The following is a 16,511-nucleotide window of genomic DNA, read 5'->3' as shown; positions in this document are numbered from 1 at the left end:
ATAAAAATTTTACAATAGAAAAACTAAAATACCTTGCAGAGAGGAAGGGATTCGAACCCTCGATACACTTTTGGTGTATACACACTTTCCAGGCGTGCGCCTTCGACCACTCGGCCACCTCTCTATTATTCTATTTAGGCCGACCAATAAACAAAAAATTTATTAGTTATAGAAATTTGGGGCGTTAATTTTACACCATTTCACCGCGAAGCGGTGTCTCAAAAATCGTCTTGAACAATTTGTCGGGAACCCTTGTCCCTAAAAGGTACATTGCTTTCGTTATGGCTGCTTCCGTTGTAATATCCTTTCCGTTAACCAGTTGCATCTCCTTCAGTTTTTCGCTTGTTTCGTAATGTCCCATGGAAACACTGCCCCCAGAGCATTGGGTAACGTTAATTATATGTAATCCTTTTTCGACGGCTTTTTTTATCGCACCCAAAAACCATTCGTCCATTGGAGCGTTTCCAGCGCCATAAGTTTCCAATATCAATGCCTTTAAATCGGGAATGTTCAGCACCGATTGCAGTACATTTTGATTTATTCCCGGAAACAATTTAAGTATAGCCACCCTATTGTCCATTTTTTTGTGTACTTGGAGCGATTTGTTCTTGGTCACTTTTTTGATCAAATAATTCTGATGTACGTTCAAATGGACCCCGGATTCGACCAAAGGCGGATAATTTAAAGAAGCAAAAGCTTCAAAATGTTCCGCATTAATCTTTGTGGTCCTGTTGGCACGATATAGTTTGTACTCGAAATACAGGCCTACTTCCTGCACTACAGGTTTCCCCTTTTTCTGAAGCGCGGCTATCTCGATGGACGTGATCAGGTTCTCCTTGGCATCCGTACGTAGATCCCCAATAGGCAATTGCGATCCCGTAAAAATTACCGGCTTCTCCAAATTCTCGAGCATAAAGCTAAGTGCCGACGCAGAGTAACTCATCGTATCGCTACCATGGAGCACCACAAAGCCATCATTCTCCTCATAATGCTCCTCAATTATGGAAGCAATCTGCGCCCAATAACCGGGGTTCATGTTCGATGAATCGATGGGATCATTGAAAGAGACACCCCTTAGGTTACAATCCAATTGCTTCAGCTCGGGAATATTTTTCACCAGTTCCTCAAAATTGAACGCCTTGAGCGCACCGGTTTTATAGTCCTTCACCATACCAATGGTTCCTCCCGTATAGATCAGTAATATGTTGGTCTTCTTTTTCATAAATCAGATTCCAAATATTTTCTTGGAATTTTCTGTGGTGATTGCAGCGATTTCTTCTTCCGGTATACTATATATCGATGATAGTTTTTCCAATACCTTGATGATGTACGAGCTTTCGTTCCGTTTTCCACGATAAGGCGCCGGTGCCAAATATGGTGCATCGGTTTCCAGAACAATATGCTTCAGGTCGATTTGGTTCAAGAACTGATCTATTTTACCATTTTTAAAGGTGGCCACTCCTCCAATGCCCAGCTTCATGTCGTATGATATAGCCTGATGCGCCTGTTCCAAGCTCCCCGTAAAACAGTGAAAAATCCCAAAGAGACCCTCTCCTTTTTCCTGTTCCAAGACCTCGAACACCTCATCAAAGGCATCACGGCAATGAATCACTATGGGCAACTGATGCTTTCTCGCCAACCGAATCTGATGGGCAAAGGCCTCCTGCTGCTCTTTTAAAAAGGTCTTGTCCCAATACAGGTCCACCCCTATTTCGCCCACGGCGTAAAACTTTTTCTTATCCAACCACTCTTCTACGTGGGCCAGTTCGTCTTTATAGTTTTCCTTGACATGAGTAGGGTGAAGTCCCATCATCAAAAACACGTTGTCCGGATAATCGGATTCCAAATCCAACATGGATTGGGTATAGGTTGAATCGATAGCAGGGATAAAAAAGCGTTCCACCCCGGCATCAAGGGCCCGCTGCATCATCTCATCTCTATCCTCGTCAAAGGCTTCACTATATAAATGGGTGTGGGTATCGGTTATGATCATTCTATTATTCTTGAACACGTATTGAATCCTTTCTGGTCCTGTAAAAAGCTATGGCCTTTTGAAATTTTACTGCACCTTCCTTGGTTTGGTCATAAATAAACCCATCCAATTCAGGATGATGCTCAGCTATCCAAGAAACCAAATTTTCCCGCCTATCGGCCCACAAAGAATCCTTGAAATCGACATATTCGACGATATCAATACTATAAATTTTGCCATTCTTGATTTTCATGATTTCACGGCTAACGAAGGGTTCTTCTTGCAGAAAAAGAATCCTATCACACGCCTTTGAGACTTTTAATTCAAGGCTGTCCCCGCTTTTGTTAATATCCAAGATCTTATACTTTGGACGGAACACGGAATCCCACTGAAACAAAGAACGATAGTCCTCTTTACCAAAAGTCCTTACATGGTCCATTTCATTAAACCGTATGCTGTCCAAAAACAACCCGACCAGTTCCTTATAATCGGACGTGTTCAGGGCACTGACGTAATTTTCGGCAATTTTCACCGTGTCCATTTCCTTATCCTTCTGATTACAGGACATGGTGATTACCGCGCACACAGCGATGACGGCAATCTTCTTAAAGCTGAATTCAATCATAACACAAAAATAGGCTTATCTTAGACGTCCCAAAACTTTGTTCGGATTAAAGATTCCTCAAGCGTATATTTCCCTATGGCATCACTCAAAAAATTCCTTAAATCCAAAGACTACATTAAAATACCTTTGGTATTGACCGAGACCAACCATTTTGAACTCGTTGCCAGTATCAATGGTGTTACGGGCAAGTTTATTTTGGACACCGGAGCATCCAATACCTGCGTGGGGATGGACAAAATTGCGTTTTTTGAAATGGCCTCGGAAGCCACGGACATTAAAGCTGCTGGAGCTGGTGCTTCGGAAATGGAAACTCTGATCTCCAACAAAAACAAGATCCAGATCGGGGACTGGAAAAAGAAAAAACAGAAGGTCGTTCTTTTTGATCTTACCCATGTTAACCAAGCTTTAGTTTCCCACAATGCCCTGCCCGTTGATGGAATCATAGGCGCGGATCTACTGAAAAAAGGTAAGGCCGTAATCGACTACAATAAAAAATGCCTCTACTTAAAAAAGTAAAGGCATTTGCTTATAGATTTCGCGATATCGCTTCGACTTTGCTCAGCGACTTTTCTATTTAATATTTAGATTATAATTCCAACGCTTTTTTCACGTTTCCGTCCATCAACAATTCTTCTGGACTTTCCAATGCTTCTTTAACAGCCACCAAGAACCCAACGGATTCCTTACCGTCAATAATACGGTGGTCATAAGAAAGCGCTACGTACATTACCGGTGCAATGGCAATGGCGCCATCCCTAACAATGGCACGCTCTACAATGTTGTGCATTCCCAAGATTCCACTTTGTGGTGGGTTGATAATCGGAGTGGACAACATGGAACCAAACACACCTCCGTTGGTAATGGTAAAGGTACCTCCTGTCATTTCATCAACAGTGATTTCACCTTCTCTTGCGCGGATGGCCAAACGTTTTACTTCGGATTCGATTCCTCTGAACGTCAAGTTTTCCGCATTTCTGATCACGGGAACCATCAAACCTTTAGGTCCTGACACAGCAATGCTGATATCACAGAATTCGTATGTGATCATTTCCTTGCCATCGATCATAGAGTTAACGGCCGGATACATTTCCAAGGCACGGATTACCGCTTTGGTGAAGAAGGACATAAATCCAAGACTTACACCATGTTTGTTCTTGAACTCTTCTTTGTATTGATTTCTCAACTCAAAGATCGCGGACATGTCCACTTCGTTGAATGTGGTCAACATCGCGGTCTCGTTCTTTGCAGAAACCAATCGTTCGGCCACTTTTCTTCTTAACATGGACAATTTGGAACGACTTTCGCCGCGGTTACCGCCAGTAGGTGTTCCCATGGATGGAACGGCTTTTACCGCATCATCCTTGGTAATTCTTCCATCTTTGCCACTTCCAGAAACGGAAGAGGGCTCGATTCCTTTTTCGTCCAATATTTTCTTGGCCGCTGGTGATGGGGTACCGGAAGCATAGCTTTCCTTTTTAGGTTCCTCTTTCTTTGGGGCTTCCTTCTTTGTTTCTTCTTTTTTGGACTCCTCTTTCTTGGATTCTTCCTTTTTATCTGATTTATCCGATGAGCCTCCGGGTTTTTCGGCGCTTGTATCGATTAGGCAAACCACCTCGCCAACAGCTACGGCATCCCCGACTTCGGCCTTAAGGGTAATAATTCCGCTCTCCTCTGCAGGAAGCTCCAATGTTGCCTTGTCCGAATCTACTTCGGCTATGGCCTGGTCCTTCTCCACATAGTCTCCATCCTCTACCAACCACTCGGCTATTTCTACCTCTGTAATGGATTCCCCTGGTGAGGGAACTTTCATTTCTAAAACCATTCTGTTATAGTTTATACTTGAATTATCTTATTTGCATGTTGTCCTTACTCTTGTCAAAAACGTAGTCCAATACTTGGGCATGACGTCTTTTTGAACGCACCGCACTACCTGCTGCAGGGGCTCCGTAGAACCTGCGGGATGCCACCCTAAACTGTTTGGCCTCGTCCAGATGCATCAACATGTGGCCCCAGGCCCCCATATTCCTTGGTTCTTCCTGTGCCCAAACAATATCGTCGGCGTTCTTGTATTTTTTGATGATGCTTCGCATTTCTTCAGCCGGCAATGGGAACAATTGCTCCACACGTACCAAAGCTACATCATCTCTTTCCAACTCTTCACGTTTGTCCAAAAGATCATAATAGAACTTACCGGTACAGAACACCAATGTTTTTACTTTGGTCGCTTTTGCATCAGCGTCATCTATCACCATTTGGAAACTACCGTTGGCCATTTCTTCTTTGGTGGAGACTACTTTTGGGTGCCTCAACAAACTTTTTGGCGTAAATACCACCAATGGTTTACGGAAATTGGCCTTCATTTGCCTACGGAACAAGTGGAACAGGTTTGCCGGAGTGGTCACATCTGCCACGAACATATTATCCTTGGCACAAAGCTGTAAGTATCGCTCCATACGTGCAGATGAGTGCTCCGCTCCCTGACCTTCATAACCGTGGGGCAACAAAAGCACCAATCCGTTCTGCAATTTCCATTTATCTTCTGCCGATGACAAATATTGATCTATGATTATCTGGGCCCCGTTACTGAAATCCCCAAACTGTGCCTCCCATATGGTCAATGTTTTCGGACTTGCCATGGCATAGCCATAATCAAATCCCATAACGGCATATTCTGACAGTAAGGAGTTATAGATATGGAATTTCCCATTCTGGTTGTCTCCCATCTCGTTCAGCAGCACCACTTCTTCCTCGTGCATCTCTGTTTTGATGACCGCATGCCTGTGCGAGAAGGTTCCCCTTTCCACATCCTGGCCTGTCATCCTAACATCGTAACCTTCCTCAATCAACGATCCATAGGCCAAAAGTTCGCCCATGGCCCAATCGAGTTTATTATCCTCAAAATACATGGCATGGCGACCTTCCACCAATCGCTCCAATTTCCTCAGGAATTTTTTATCCTCTGGCAATTTGGTGATACTCTTGGCGACCTCATCCAACTTTTTAAGATCGTAGGAAGTGTCCATGGGTTTCAGCATCACCTCTTCGGTCACTTGCTCAAACCCTTCCCATTCATCTTGCATGAACGGGGTTATTCTGGTCTTCTCGATTTTTCGGGAATCCAAAAGATTCTCTTCAAGATCGTTCTTATATTTTTCTTCAAGTTCCTTTACGTAGTTCTCATCGATAATGCCTTCGGCTATCAACTTCTCAGCGTAAATATCCCTTGGGTTTTTATGCTTTGATATGGATTTGTACAACAACGGCTGGGTAAACTTGGGCTCGTCACCCTCGTTGTGTCCATATTTACGGTATCCCAATAGATCCAAGAATATATCACGCTTGTACCGCATTCTATATTCCAAGGCAAAGGTGGTGGCATGTACCACGGCCTCTGCATCATCAGCATTTACGTGAAGTACAGGCGAAAGGGTAACCTTGCCCACATCGGTACAGTAAGTCGAGGACCTTGCATCCAAATAGTTCGTAGTAAATCCAATCTGATTATTTACCACAATATGAATGGTCCCTCCTGTGGTATAACCATCCAAACGGGCCATCTGAATCACTTCGTAGACCACTCCCTGGGCAGCAAAAGCGGCATCACCATGAATCAAAATCGGTAATACTTCAGAAATATTGTCCCCATGATCGCGGTCCTGCTTGGCTCTGGAAATACCCTCAACGATAGAGTTTACGGTCTCAAGGTGCGAAGGGTTCGGGGCAATGTTCATATTGACCATTTTCCCAGAATCGGTCTCACGTTTTGAGGTCCATCCCAAGTGGTATTTTACGTCACCATCAAAGATGGTTTCCTCGTAATCCTTACCATCAAACTCACTGAAGATGTCTTTGGGCGACTTTCCAAAAATATTGGTTAGCACGTTCAAACGACCTCTGTGGGCCATTCCGACCACAAACTGTTTTACTCCCTTGTCCGCAGCCTTTTCAACGATTACGTCCAATGCCGGGATCAGAGATTCACCGCCTTCCAGTGAAAATCGCTTTTGCCCCACATATTTGGTGTGCAAAAAGCTTTCAAAGGAAACGGCCTCGTTCAACTTACGGAGGATATTCTTTTTCTCGTCCGGTGTAAAATCGGGATGATTATCGTTCTTGTTGAGCCAATCCTGAATCCACTGGATGCGTTCCGGAGTGCGGATATACATATACTCCACCCCAATGGCATCGCAATAAATGCTTTCCAGATGGCGTATGATTTCCTTTAGGGATGCAGGGCCAATGCCCAATATCTTTCCAGCATCAAAAACAGTGTCCAGATCATCTTGGGTAAGACCAAAGTTGTCTATGTCCAAGGTAGGCTCATACTTGCGCCTTTCCCTTACCGGGTTGGTTTTGGTAAAGAGGTGCCCACGGGAACGGTAACCATCGATAAGGCGGATGACCTGAAACTCCTTTTGCAAGGTTTCCGGCATTTCCACTTTCCGTCCATTGGAAAGCACGACCATGCCGCCATCACCCTTATCCGATTCGATTCCCAAATCTTCTAGGGATCCTTCCAAACCAAAATCAAAACCCTGAAAAAAAGCCCTCCAACTGGGCTCTACTTGATCGGGATTCGTTAGATATTTATCGTATTGCTCCGCAAAAAATGAAGTGTGCGCAGCGTTTAAAAATGAATATTTGTCCATTCTTTCTGTTTCTCCAAAACTTTATGGAAAATTTTGTCAAAAATACGGGTTTTAGCATTTATATGCTTGTATTCCCGTGATTTTCTTACTCAAATTTACAACTATATCACAGAATAAACGGTAAAGCAATAAAAATGAAATTTTTAACTGAAATTAACAGTGGAAACTAAAAATAATTTAACTTGACCGACCAGCTAAACCAACCTAATATGTCCAAACTTAAAAACAGATACCTCTCCCTCGATGTTTTCAGGGGACTGGACGTTGCCTTAATGATCATAGTCAACTCCCCAGGAAATGGTTCTACCTCCTTTTCACCATTATTACATGCCGAATGGAACGGTTTTACGTTGACCGACCTTGTTTTTCCTACTTTTTTGTTCGTGGTGGGGAATGCCATGAGCTTTAGTATGAAAAAGTATGAAAATATGGGCACCCCTGCGTTTTTCAAAAAAGTTTTGAAGCGGACGGCCATTATTTTTCTTTTGGGCTTTTTAATGTATTGGTATCCCTTTTTTGATGAAGGACAGTTGAAACCATTTTCGGAAACCAGAGTATTTGGCGTTCTTCAACGTATTGCGCTCTGCTACATGTTCGCCTCCATCATCCTATATTTTGTGAAGACCAAAACGGCCATTTGGCTGAGTGCTTTATTTTTAGTGGGGTATCACATGATTTTAATAGGTTTTGGGGACCTCACACTGACAGGGAATGCTGTCCTAAAATTGGATGAATGGCTTATTGGACCAAGCCACATGTACCATGGCGAGGGCATAGCTTTTGACCCGGAAGGATTGCTGAGCACACTGCCAGCTATTGTAAACGTAATTATTGGTTATTTGGCGGGTAGATTTATCCAGAACAACGGCCAAAATTATGAAACAGTGGCCAAATTGATGATGGTGGGCTTTGCCCTGATCTTCGCTGGATTGGCATGGGACCTGATTCTTCCCATCAACAAAAAACTGTGGACAAGCTCTTTTGTACTGCTTACTTGTGGAATCGACCTGATGGCGATTGCCATACTCATCTATATTTTGGATATGAGGAAAGCAAAAAGTTGGAGCTACTTTTTTGAGGTCTTTGGCAAAAACACCTTGTTCATTTATCTGTTGTCCGAAGTATTTGTGATATCACTTTACGCAATCAACACCAAAGATGGTTCGCTATATAGATGGATTGCCGACAACGTGTTCATTTCTTGGTCAGGTGGTTATATGGGGTCTTTGTTATTTGCCTTGTGGATCATGTTCACCTGTTGGGTCGTGGGTTACTTTATGGACAAAAAAGGCATCTACGTGAAGGTATAATGGAGGGCTTAGCTGCTATATTTGGATTTGTACCACACTTTTTGCCATTCCCTTTTCAACAACAGAAAGGATACCTCCTCCGAAATGTCAACAACATCGGATGGAGCTATCCTTTTAATTTCATTTTCCGAAATATCCACCACATATAATAGGTTGAGATATTCCGGGAACTTTTCCACGATCAAAAAGTAAATTTTTTCGTGAATGATACTTTTCAGTTCCTCGGGAGCTATATCCAAAGGAAGATTAATGGGCACATTGGCCAATTCAAAATCCTTTTTGAGCTGCAGCAAAAGTTTTTGATAGAGCTGCTCTTGCTGGACACTTTCCAGCAACTCCAAACTGTTATTGTAGTTGGGAAGCATACTCTATCTACGTACAAATCAAGATTTGGGATTATTCCGACTTAACTTCTTACTATTTTCTCCCATTCCCAAGCAGATTTCATGGCATCATCCAGACTGGATTTTGCTTTCCACCCAAGCACTTCATTAGCTCTTTTGGTATCAGCATACGCCTGAATAACATCCCCAGGCCTTCGGTCCACAATCTTATAATTTAGCTTTTCGCCGGAAACTCGCTCAAAACTTTGGATGACCTCCAGAACGGAGCTTCCGGTCCCTGTTCCGAGATTGAAGACTTCGTAGTTAGTTTCATTTTCATCTTTCAAAAGACGTTGCAATGCCGCTACGTGCGCCTTGGCCAAATCAACCACATGGATGTAATCCCTGATACATGTGCCATCTTCCGTGGGGTAATCATCGCCAAAAACCAAAAGTTGTTCCCTTAGACCAATTCCGGTCTGGGTGATAAAAGGAACCAAATTTTGGGGCACCCCCATGGGAAGCTCCCCGATTTTACCTGATGGATGAGCACCGATTGGATTAAAATAGCGTAGCGCAATGGCTTTGATCTCTGGATTTACCTTGCAGGTATCCCTAATAATTTCCTCTCCCACTTGCTTGGTATTCCCATATGGGGATTCAGCAGGTTTAACCGGGGCCGACTCAGTTATCGGCATTTCATCCGCTTGGCCATAAACCGTGCAGGAACTACTAAAGATGAAGCTTGCACCGCCCTTTTTCTTCAACTCTTGAAGGATATAGACCAATACACCAAGGTTGTTCTCGTAGTACAGAAGGGGTTCCTCCACGCTTTCTCCCACAGCCTTTGATGCCGCAAAATGAATTACACCGGCAACATCACTGTGTTTTTGGAAGAAATCTTGGACCTTGGGCTTATCACGAAGGTCAAATTCTTCAAAAAGAGGTTTCTTTCCTGTGATGGCCTCGATACCATCCAAAACATTAATGGATGAGTTGGAAAGGTTATCCACAATGACCACTTCAAAACCTTCATTCTGTAGTTCAACAACGGTGTGGGAGCCAATAAAGCCCAAACCGCCAGTTACGAGTATTTTCATTTTTATTTGTTTACGAAGTCGATTACCAAACCGGTTATATATTCAATTTGTTCATCATCGAGCTCGGTATGCATCGGAAGAGAAATCACTTCGTTCACCAATTGATTGGTCACAGGAAAATCATCTTCGTTGTATCGGTCGTCCACATAAGCTTTCTGTTTGTGCAACGGAACCGGATAATATACACCACAAGGAACGTCGTTATCATTTAAATGTTGCACAAGCGCGTCTCTTTTGCCATTGGTGATCCGCAATGTATATTGGTGAAATACGTGGCAATCGCAAACGCTTTTCTCCGTATCACAACCGCAGGAAATCTTTGGAACAATGATATGCTCCTGCCCCTTAAATGCCTTGGAATATTTTGATGCTGCCTCCCAACGTTTTTGATTGTAGTGGTCCAACTTGGGCAATTTGGCCCTTAGAACAGCAGCCTGAATGGAGTCCAAACGCGAGTTGACACCTACCACATCGTGATAATATCTTTTGTACATGCCATGGTTTACAATACCACGAATAATATGTGCCAAATCATCATCGTTGGTAAAAATAGCGCCGCCATCTCCATAACAGCCCAAATTTTTTGATGGGAAGAACGATGTTGCCCCTAAATTTCCAATTGTGCCAGCCTTTTGTTTGGAGCCATCCTTGGAAAAATAAGAACCTCCTATGGCCTGCGCATTATCTTCAATGACATATAAATCATGTTTTTTGGCCAATTCCATAATTTCGTCCATATTGGCGCATTGCCCAAATAGGTGAACGGGAACGATCGCCTTTGTTTTTGGAGTAATCGCCTTTTCTATGGCTTTCACATCTATATTAAATGTATCGGGCTCTACATCTACCAAAACAGGTGTTAATTGCAGCAGACCGATTACTTCCACGGTCGCCGCAAAGGTAAAGTCTGCTGTAATCACCTCATCGCCCGGTTTCAGCCCAAGGCCCATCATACATATTTGCAGCGCATCGGTCCCATTGGCACAGGGAATCACATGTTTCACCCCCAAATACTCCTGCAACTCATTTTGAAAAGCTTGCACATGAGGACCATTTATGAACGCAGAAGAATCCAAGATTTCCGCAATGGCATCATTGACCTCCGTTTTTATACCTTCATATTGACCTTTTAGGTCAACCATTTGAATTTTTTTCATCCCAATAAATTAATACGTCAAAATTAAGAAATTAAGATGCCATAATGGTCTCTGACCGAAAGAATGTATTTTAGCGAAAAATGATGCCCTTGCGTTTTCTGTACAACATTCTCATCAACGTTGCTTGGTTTGGCCTTAAAGTGATTGCCTTTTTCAATGGTAAGATCAAATTGTTTGTTCAAGGCAGGAAAAAGACGTTTTCCATTTTGAAAGCGAAACTCAATGAAAATGACCAAACCATTTGGATGCATGTGGCTTCCCTTGGCGAGTTTGAACAAGGACTTCCTATTTTGGAACGATTACGCTCCAAATATCCCGAACATGAATTGGTTCTCAGCTTCTTTTCGCCTTCCGGCTATGAGGTCAAAAAGGACACATCCGCAGCCGATGTGGTGGTGTACCTACCCATGGACAGTAATGCCAAGGTCAAACGCCTTTTAGATCTTGTAAATCCGAAATTGGCCATTTTTGTAAAATATGAGGTCTGGCCCAATTACCTATATCATCTCAAAAAAAGAAATATCCCAACCATTTTGGTCTCCGCTATTTTCTCCGACAGACAAATTTATTTTAAATCCATTGGAGGGTTTATGCGAAAGAGCCTAAGGAAGTTTGACCATTATTTTGTGCAAGATGATAAATCAAAAAAACTTTTGGAATCCATCGGAATAAAAAATTCCAGTATTGGTGGCGATACTCGATTGGACCGAGTTTCTGAAATCCTGAAACGAAACAACCAACTGGATTTTATGGATCGCTTCAAGAACAACCAGCTCTGTTTGGTGGCCGGAAGCACATGGCCGGAAGATGAAAAAATCCTAATCAATTACATCAACACAGCCACCGAAAAAGTAAAGTTTGTCATCGCACCGCACGAAATCAAGTCGGCACATATCGATAAAATTGCTTCTGCACTCGAAAAACCCGCGGTACGCTATTCCGAACTGGACAACCAAAACCTTAAGGAAACCGATGTCCTTATTGTGGACACGATTGGTTTGCTGACCAAAATTTACAGCTATGCCAACGTTGCCTATGTTGGCGGTGGCTTTGCCACAGGATTGCACAATACCATGGAGCCTGCGGTTTTTGGCATCCCAATTATCATCGGACCACAATTTGGAGGCTTCAAAGAAGCTGAAGACTTGGTCAACGAAGGAGGAATTATTCCGATTTCCAGTCAGGATAGTTTTGACAATTTGATGAATGACCTATTGAACAAACCCATTTCCATCAAAAACATTGGAGCTATCAACGCCGATTATATCAACGCCAATAAAGGAGCTGCCGATTTGGTCATGAAATACATTTCCGGGATTTTATAAAATTTGGTTAGCTTTAGCGAAATTCCTCCTGTATGGACAAGCGTATTTTTAGAATTTCATTGACGGCGGCCCTAGCGGGCTTTTTGTTTGGATTCGACACCGTAGTGATCTCCGGGGCCAACCAACCCATAAAAGAGATTTGGGGCACCAACTGGTTTTTGGGCGATTCCATTTTTACCTTCCACGGTATCTTTATCATGTCCATGGCATTGTGGGGAACCGTTCTCGGCTCGCTCTTTGGAGGTATTCCAACGGATCGGTTGGGCAGAAAAAAGACCTTGTTCTGGATAGGTGTGCTGTATTTCGCGTCTGCTTTAGGGTCAGCTTTTGCTCCCGAACCCTTTAGCTTTTCGCTTTTTAGATTTATCGGCGGGGTCGGTGTAGGCGCTTCATCTGTGGCAGCGCCTGTATACATTTCTGAGATTTCCACGGCCCAGACCCGAGGAAGGCTCACGGCCATGTACCAGTTCAATATTGTTTTTGGGATTTTGATCGCGTTCATATCCAACTACCTCATCGGGATCATTTTTGATGAAAGCATAGCTTGGCGATGGATGTTGGGGATAGAGGCGCTTCCGGCGCTGATCTATACCCTGATGGTATTTAAGATACCCAACAGTCCCAGATGGCTTTTGATGAAGAAACGGGCAGACGCTGTGGTAATCGAATCCATTACATTGCTGGGCATTGCCAAGGACAAGGCATCCGTTCATTTGGAGCAAATAAAAATCGCCTTGTTCGAAACTCCGGAAAAAAAGAAGGACAGCCTGTTCTCCGGGAAATACAACAAACCCTTATTATTGGCTTTTTTGATCGCTTTTTTCAATCAACTATCGGGAATCAATTTTGTACTCTACTACGCACCTGAAATTTTGGAACGGGCCGGTCTAGCTTCCGGGGAATCGCTTTTTAGTTCCATATCCATCGGTGTCATCAATTTGATTTTCACCTTTGTCGGTATTTCCCTTATCGATAAACTTGGAAGAAAACAGCTCATGTACATCGGTTCTATCGGCTACATTGTAAGCTTGGCAATGGTCGGCTGGTGTTTCTACTCGGGAGCCAGCTCGGTTTTATTGCTAACTTTCATTCTCATCTTTATCGCTTCACATGCGATAGGGCAAGGTGCGGTTATATGGGTCTTTATTTCCGAAATATTCCCGAACAAGGTAAGATCCTATGGGCAATCGTGGGGAACGGGCACACATTGGGTGTTTGCGGCGTTGATTACACTGTTGACGCCCACTTTTTTAGATGCTGAAATAGGAATCTTCAAGGACAATCCATGGCCTATTTTCATCTTTTTTGCCGTAATGATGGTACTGCAACTGCTTTGGGTCATGTTTATGATGCCGGAGACCAAAGGAATTACTTTGGAGGAGCTTGGAAAACTGCTCAGCAAAAAGCAGGACAAATCCAATTGATTGGCTTACAGCATATACCAAAAAAACAGCCTTTAGTCGATTATTGGTCCACCGGGTTATAACAATGCGCAAATAATTCCGTAAATTGATAGAAATTACACTATTATGGCGGATGAAATTAGCATAGGAAACAAACTAATGGTCGCATTTTTGCGCGTTATGGTCTTTATCTTGATCGTTATTTTGATCGCAATACCGATTTTGATAGCGCTTGACTTTTTGGGGGTATTGGAGGCCATTGGCCTTTCTTCTTAAAAAATCACATTTTGTTCCCCCATTGATTTTGTGACCAGCTTGATGTAGGCGTCCATTGCCCTATTTATATTTTCGGGCTCTGTGACATCCACTTCGCCTTTCCATATCAGTTCTATTTCCTTTCCGATACATATGCAGTACAAGGAAGTCTCCGAATGGTAGATATTGAAGCTGTTATAGTATCCCTCATCGTAATAAATGTTTTGATGCTCCAAATAATCATTGGTGAACCTTACGAACATTTGATCTACATCTCTAATGTGATCCTTGAAAGTCCTGCGGTTCTCGGTCCCTATGACCTTCGTGAACAAAATCGCATCAAAACCCTTGTCCAATAATTGTTCTTCCACTTCTTCCAATTCTTTTTTGGTCCTTTCGGATGAAGTAAACTCCACATCAAAAAGATCTATGCTGCGCATGGCATCCACGCCCTGTGCTTTCAAGACCTCCACAAACTTGGTCTCGTATTCCATTCGGGCACTGTCATCCTGTATCATTCCGACCACCAGGACCTGATAGGCATCAAAAAGTACCACATCCGGATTTTTCCAGGTACTTACCAATCGCGTGGAGGAACATCCCATTAGGAATATCAGGCTTAGGATTATAAGTTTTGATTTCATGATCAGGGTTTTACAGATCCATGCGCAGCAGCGATCTTATTTTTAATTAATGGGTGGCAAACGTTGCCTGCCTTTTTTCCAGTTGTCTTCTCAAATCTTCAACGGTCTCGGACATGGATTTTTCAAAATCATCGGTACTGGACTTGGCAAAAATCCTTGGGCCCGGTGCGCTCAATTCAATCTCGCAAATTTTTCCTTCCCCAGCTTTGTCATTTTCCATTTTGAACAGAACGTTCGCTTTGATCAACCAGCTATATTTATTCTCCAAACTTTCCAGTTTTTTCATTAACAATTGGGTCAATGATTCACTGGTCTTCATTTTTTGATATTGAACATGTACTTCCATGACTTTTGTTTTAATTATATTCAAATCTATAATTACTAAAGGTAAAATTTAATGACAATTGTCATTTAAAAAACTGACCGTTATCCCAGAAAAAAAGGTTGGCCCGTACTCTGCAGTACCGAAAACCAAAATTCCCCTTCCAAATCAATTTTTTTACGCTTTTTGGTCACTTCGGTAATGGGAATGTACACGTACCTATTGTTCACCCTACTGGCCACAAATTTGGTCTTTCCCGCCATGGCACCGTGCACTGCGTGATAGGCCAACCGACTGCAATAGACACTATCACTGGAATTGGCCGGGGCGCAGCGTACAATATAACTCGGGTCGATGTATTTGATGGTCACAGGGCTTTTCCCTTTAAAGTATTCGGATATTTTTTCCTTTAGGAAAACCCCTATATCCTCGTGCTTTACATTTCCGGATGCATCGGTAACAATCTCCCTATCCTTGAACAATTGTTGCCCCGCTCCTTCGGCCACCACGATAACGGCGTGCTTTTTTTGATGCAGGCGTTTCTCAAGGACTTTCAAAAAACCGTCTTTGCCATCAAGTGTAAAATCCATTTCTGGAATGAGCACAAAGTTTACCACAGGCATGGCCAAAGCTGCGGATGCAGCAATAAAACCGCTGTCCCTCCCCATCAATTTGATGATGGAAATGCCGTTATAAGCCCCCGTGGCTTCGTTATGGGCATCCCGCAAAATAGGACTGGCCACATCAAAAGCGGTTTGAAACCCAAAGGACTCATCAATCAAGTCAATATCGTTATCAATCGTCTTTGGAATTCCTACCACACTTATCTTCCCGTTTCTTTTGGTGATTTCTTCCCCTATGGCATTCACTCCTTTCAAAGTTCCATCCCCTCCAATGGCAAAAAGCACGTCCACTTTATGGTCCTCAAGGGTATCCACCATAACGGATACGTCCTGCCCGCCACGGGACGAGCCTAAAAATGTACCCCCGAATTGATGGATATCCTTGACCTTGTCAGGGGTTAGTTCCACCAACCCATGGCCTTTTTCCGGGTTTAGGCCTTCATAGCCGTACGGAATCCCTATGATTCTTTTTACGCCGTAGAAATAGTGAAGGGCCATCACGAGTCCACGAATCACATTGTTGATCCCAGGGCAAAGCCCGCCACAGGTCACAATGGCCGCTGTGGTATTTTTCGTGTCGAAAAATATATTTTGCCTAGGACCGGCCTTTTCCATGCACACGGGTGCTTCGCCATCATTAAGGCATTGATTGTAGTAATCCATGGATAAATCGAACACCAATCGGTCCGATTCACTTACAAAATTGAAGATACGGTCGCCTTTAACGGTGCTAAGTTGCAGGGGCGACTTATATTCCGACGCCCCTAAGCTTTCTATTTTAAATCTATTTGTGCTGCTCACTT

General features: G+C 43.2%; 16 protein-coding genes and 1 tRNA gene. 5 read left to right on the top strand and 12 right to left on the bottom strand.

Annotated features, from left to right (window positions below):
- Positions 1-36: 36 nt before the first annotated feature.
- From SD449_RS06535 to SD449_RS06520, 4 genes are all read right to left on the bottom strand, one after another.
- Positions 37-124 (bottom strand) — tRNA-Ser (locus SD449_RS06535).
- Between the two features lie 66 nt (positions 125-190).
- Complete coding sequence (locus SD449_RS06530) at positions 191-1,222, bottom strand: asparaginase (protein WP_318309441.1); 1,032 nt, start codon at positions 1,220-1,222, stop codon at positions 191-193.
- A gap of 3 nt (positions 1,223-1,225) precedes the next feature.
- Entirely contained in the window at positions 1,226-1,993 is a 768-nt protein-coding gene (locus tag SD449_RS06525) for a TatD family hydrolase (protein ID WP_318309439.1), read from the bottom strand.
- Positions 1,994-1,997: 4 nt separating this feature from the next.
- Positions 1,998-2,597: a hypothetical protein gene (locus SD449_RS06520; protein ID WP_318309437.1), complete on the bottom strand. Its 600-nt coding sequence runs from the start codon at positions 2,595-2,597 to the stop codon at positions 1,998-2,000.
- Positions 2,598-2,672: 75 nt separating this feature from the next.
- Here SD449_RS06520 and SD449_RS06515 point away from each other — a divergent pair, with 75 nt between their 5' ends.
- On the top strand, positions 2,673-3,113 hold the full coding sequence (locus SD449_RS06515; protein WP_225603241.1) for a retropepsin-like aspartic protease family protein: 441 nt from the start codon (positions 2,673-2,675) through the stop codon (positions 3,111-3,113).
- Between the two features lie 70 nt (positions 3,114-3,183).
- On the opposite strand, the gene odhB is transcribed toward SD449_RS06515, so the two are convergent.
- Both odhB and SD449_RS06505 read right to left on the bottom strand, forming a co-directional pair.
- Positions 3,184-4,419, bottom strand: coding sequence for a 2-oxoglutarate dehydrogenase complex dihydrolipoyllysine-residue succinyltransferase (gene odhB / locus SD449_RS06510; protein ID WP_318309435.1), 1,236 nt, complete (start codon positions 4,417-4,419; stop codon positions 3,184-3,186).
- Between the two features lie 22 nt (positions 4,420-4,441).
- Positions 4,442-7,246, bottom strand: coding sequence for a 2-oxoglutarate dehydrogenase E1 component (locus SD449_RS06505; RefSeq protein ID WP_318309434.1), 2,805 nt, complete (start codon positions 7,244-7,246; stop codon positions 4,442-4,444).
- Positions 7,247-7,455: 209 nt separating this feature from the next.
- On the opposite strand from SD449_RS06505, the gene SD449_RS06500 reads away from it, so the two are divergent.
- A complete protein-coding gene (locus tag SD449_RS06500) occupies positions 7,456-8,556 on the top strand; it encodes an acyltransferase family protein (RefSeq protein ID WP_318309433.1) in 1,101 nt (366 codons plus the stop codon).
- Between the two features lie 8 nt (positions 8,557-8,564).
- On the opposite strand, the gene SD449_RS06495 is transcribed toward SD449_RS06500, so the two are convergent.
- The 3 genes from SD449_RS06495 to SD449_RS06485 are packed head-to-tail and all read right to left on the bottom strand — an operon-like array spanning position 8,565 to position 11,136.
- Positions 8,565-8,921, bottom strand: coding sequence for a hypothetical protein (locus SD449_RS06495; RefSeq protein WP_318309432.1), 357 nt, complete (start codon positions 8,919-8,921; stop codon positions 8,565-8,567).
- 41 nt (positions 8,922-8,962) lie between these two features.
- On the bottom strand, positions 8,963-9,979 hold the full coding sequence (gene galE, locus SD449_RS06490; protein WP_318309431.1) for a UDP-glucose 4-epimerase GalE: 1,017 nt from the start codon (positions 9,977-9,979) through the stop codon (positions 8,963-8,965).
- Between the two features lie 2 nt (positions 9,980-9,981).
- Positions 9,982-11,136, bottom strand: coding sequence for a DegT/DnrJ/EryC1/StrS family aminotransferase (locus SD449_RS06485; RefSeq protein WP_318309429.1), 1,155 nt, complete (start codon positions 11,134-11,136; stop codon positions 9,982-9,984).
- A gap of 80 nt (positions 11,137-11,216) precedes the next feature.
- Between SD449_RS06485 and SD449_RS06480 the strand changes: the two genes are divergently transcribed.
- From SD449_RS06480 to SD449_RS06470, 3 genes are all read left to right on the top strand, one after another.
- Positions 11,217-12,461: a 3-deoxy-D-manno-octulosonic acid transferase gene (locus tag SD449_RS06480; RefSeq protein WP_318309427.1), complete on the top strand. Its 1,245-nt coding sequence runs from the start codon at positions 11,217-11,219 to the stop codon at positions 12,459-12,461.
- Between the two features lie 32 nt (positions 12,462-12,493).
- A complete protein-coding gene (locus tag SD449_RS06475) occupies positions 12,494-13,885 on the top strand; it encodes a sugar porter family MFS transporter (RefSeq protein ID WP_318309425.1) in 1,392 nt (463 codons plus the stop codon).
- A gap of 105 nt (positions 13,886-13,990) precedes the next feature.
- Entirely contained in the window at positions 13,991-14,140 is a 150-nt protein-coding gene (locus SD449_RS06470; RefSeq protein WP_318309423.1) for a hypothetical protein, read from the top strand.
- Here the strand turns inward: SD449_RS06470 and SD449_RS06465 are convergent.
- The 3 genes from SD449_RS06465 to SD449_RS06455 form a co-directional block, all read right to left on the bottom strand.
- Positions 14,137-14,763, bottom strand: coding sequence for a hypothetical protein (locus SD449_RS06465; protein WP_318309421.1), 627 nt, complete (start codon positions 14,761-14,763; stop codon positions 14,137-14,139). The genes SD449_RS06470 and SD449_RS06465 overlap by 4 nt on opposite strands.
- 46 nt (positions 14,764-14,809) lie before the next feature.
- Entirely contained in the window at positions 14,810-15,109 is a 300-nt protein-coding gene (locus SD449_RS06460) for an HPF/RaiA family ribosome-associated protein (RefSeq protein WP_318309419.1), read from the bottom strand.
- 80 nt (positions 15,110-15,189) lie between these two features.
- Positions 15,190-16,509 carry an ATP-dependent 6-phosphofructokinase gene (locus SD449_RS06455; protein ID WP_318309418.1) on the bottom strand — a complete coding sequence of 440 codons (1,320 nt, stop codon included), beginning with the start codon at positions 16,507-16,509 and terminating at the stop codon, positions 15,190-15,192.
- Between the last annotated feature and the right edge of the window lie 2 nt (positions 16,510-16,511).

This window comes from Flagellimonas crocea, assembly GCF_033441595.1.
GTDB classification, from domain to species: domain Bacteria; phylum Bacteroidota; class Bacteroidia; order Flavobacteriales; family Flavobacteriaceae; genus Flagellimonas; species Flagellimonas crocea.
Note: the sequence above shows the minus strand (reverse complement) of the source record. Positions and strands in the feature narration are given on the sequence as shown.

Coding starts and splice junctions, on each gene's coding strand:
- SD449_RS06520 (WP_318309437.1), bottom strand. CDS start 2,597: ATGATTGAATTCAGCTTTAAGAAGATTGCCGTCATCGCTGTGTGCGCG.
- SD449_RS06475 (WP_318309425.1), top strand. CDS start 12,494: ATGGACAAGCGTATTTTTAGAATTTCATTGACGGCGGCCCTAGCGGGC.
- SD449_RS06460 (WP_318309419.1), bottom strand. CDS start 15,109: ATGGAAGTACATGTTCAATATCAAAAAATGAAGACCAGTGAATCATTG.
- SD449_RS06505 (WP_318309434.1), bottom strand. CDS start 7,246: ATGGACAAATATTCATTTTTAAACGCTGCGCACACTTCATTTTTTGCG.
- SD449_RS06485 (WP_318309429.1), bottom strand. CDS start 11,136: ATGAAAAAAATTCAAATGGTTGACCTAAAAGGTCAATATGAAGGTATA.
- SD449_RS06465 (WP_318309421.1), bottom strand. CDS start 14,763: ATGAAATCAAAACTTATAATCCTAAGCCTGATATTCCTAATGGGATGT.
- SD449_RS06500 (WP_318309433.1), top strand. CDS start 7,456: ATGTCCAAACTTAAAAACAGATACCTCTCCCTCGATGTTTTCAGGGGA.
- SD449_RS06480 (WP_318309427.1), top strand. CDS start 11,217: ATGATGCCCTTGCGTTTTCTGTACAACATTCTCATCAACGTTGCTTGG.
- odhB (WP_318309435.1), bottom strand. CDS start 4,419: ATGGTTTTAGAAATGAAAGTTCCCTCACCAGGGGAATCCATTACAGAG.
- SD449_RS06470 (WP_318309423.1), top strand. CDS start 13,991: ATGGCGGATGAAATTAGCATAGGAAACAAACTAATGGTCGCATTTTTG.
- galE (WP_318309431.1), bottom strand. CDS start 9,979: ATGAAAATACTCGTAACTGGCGGTTTGGGCTTTATTGGCTCCCACACC.
- SD449_RS06515 (WP_225603241.1), top strand. CDS start 2,673: ATGGCATCACTCAAAAAATTCCTTAAATCCAAAGACTACATTAAAATA.
- SD449_RS06530 (WP_318309441.1), bottom strand. CDS start 1,222: ATGAAAAAGAAGACCAACATATTACTGATCTATACGGGAGGAACCATT.
- SD449_RS06495 (WP_318309432.1), bottom strand. CDS start 8,921: ATGCTTCCCAACTACAATAACAGTTTGGAGTTGCTGGAAAGTGTCCAG.
- SD449_RS06525 (WP_318309439.1), bottom strand. CDS start 1,993: ATGATCATAACCGATACCCACACCCATTTATATAGTGAAGCCTTTGAC.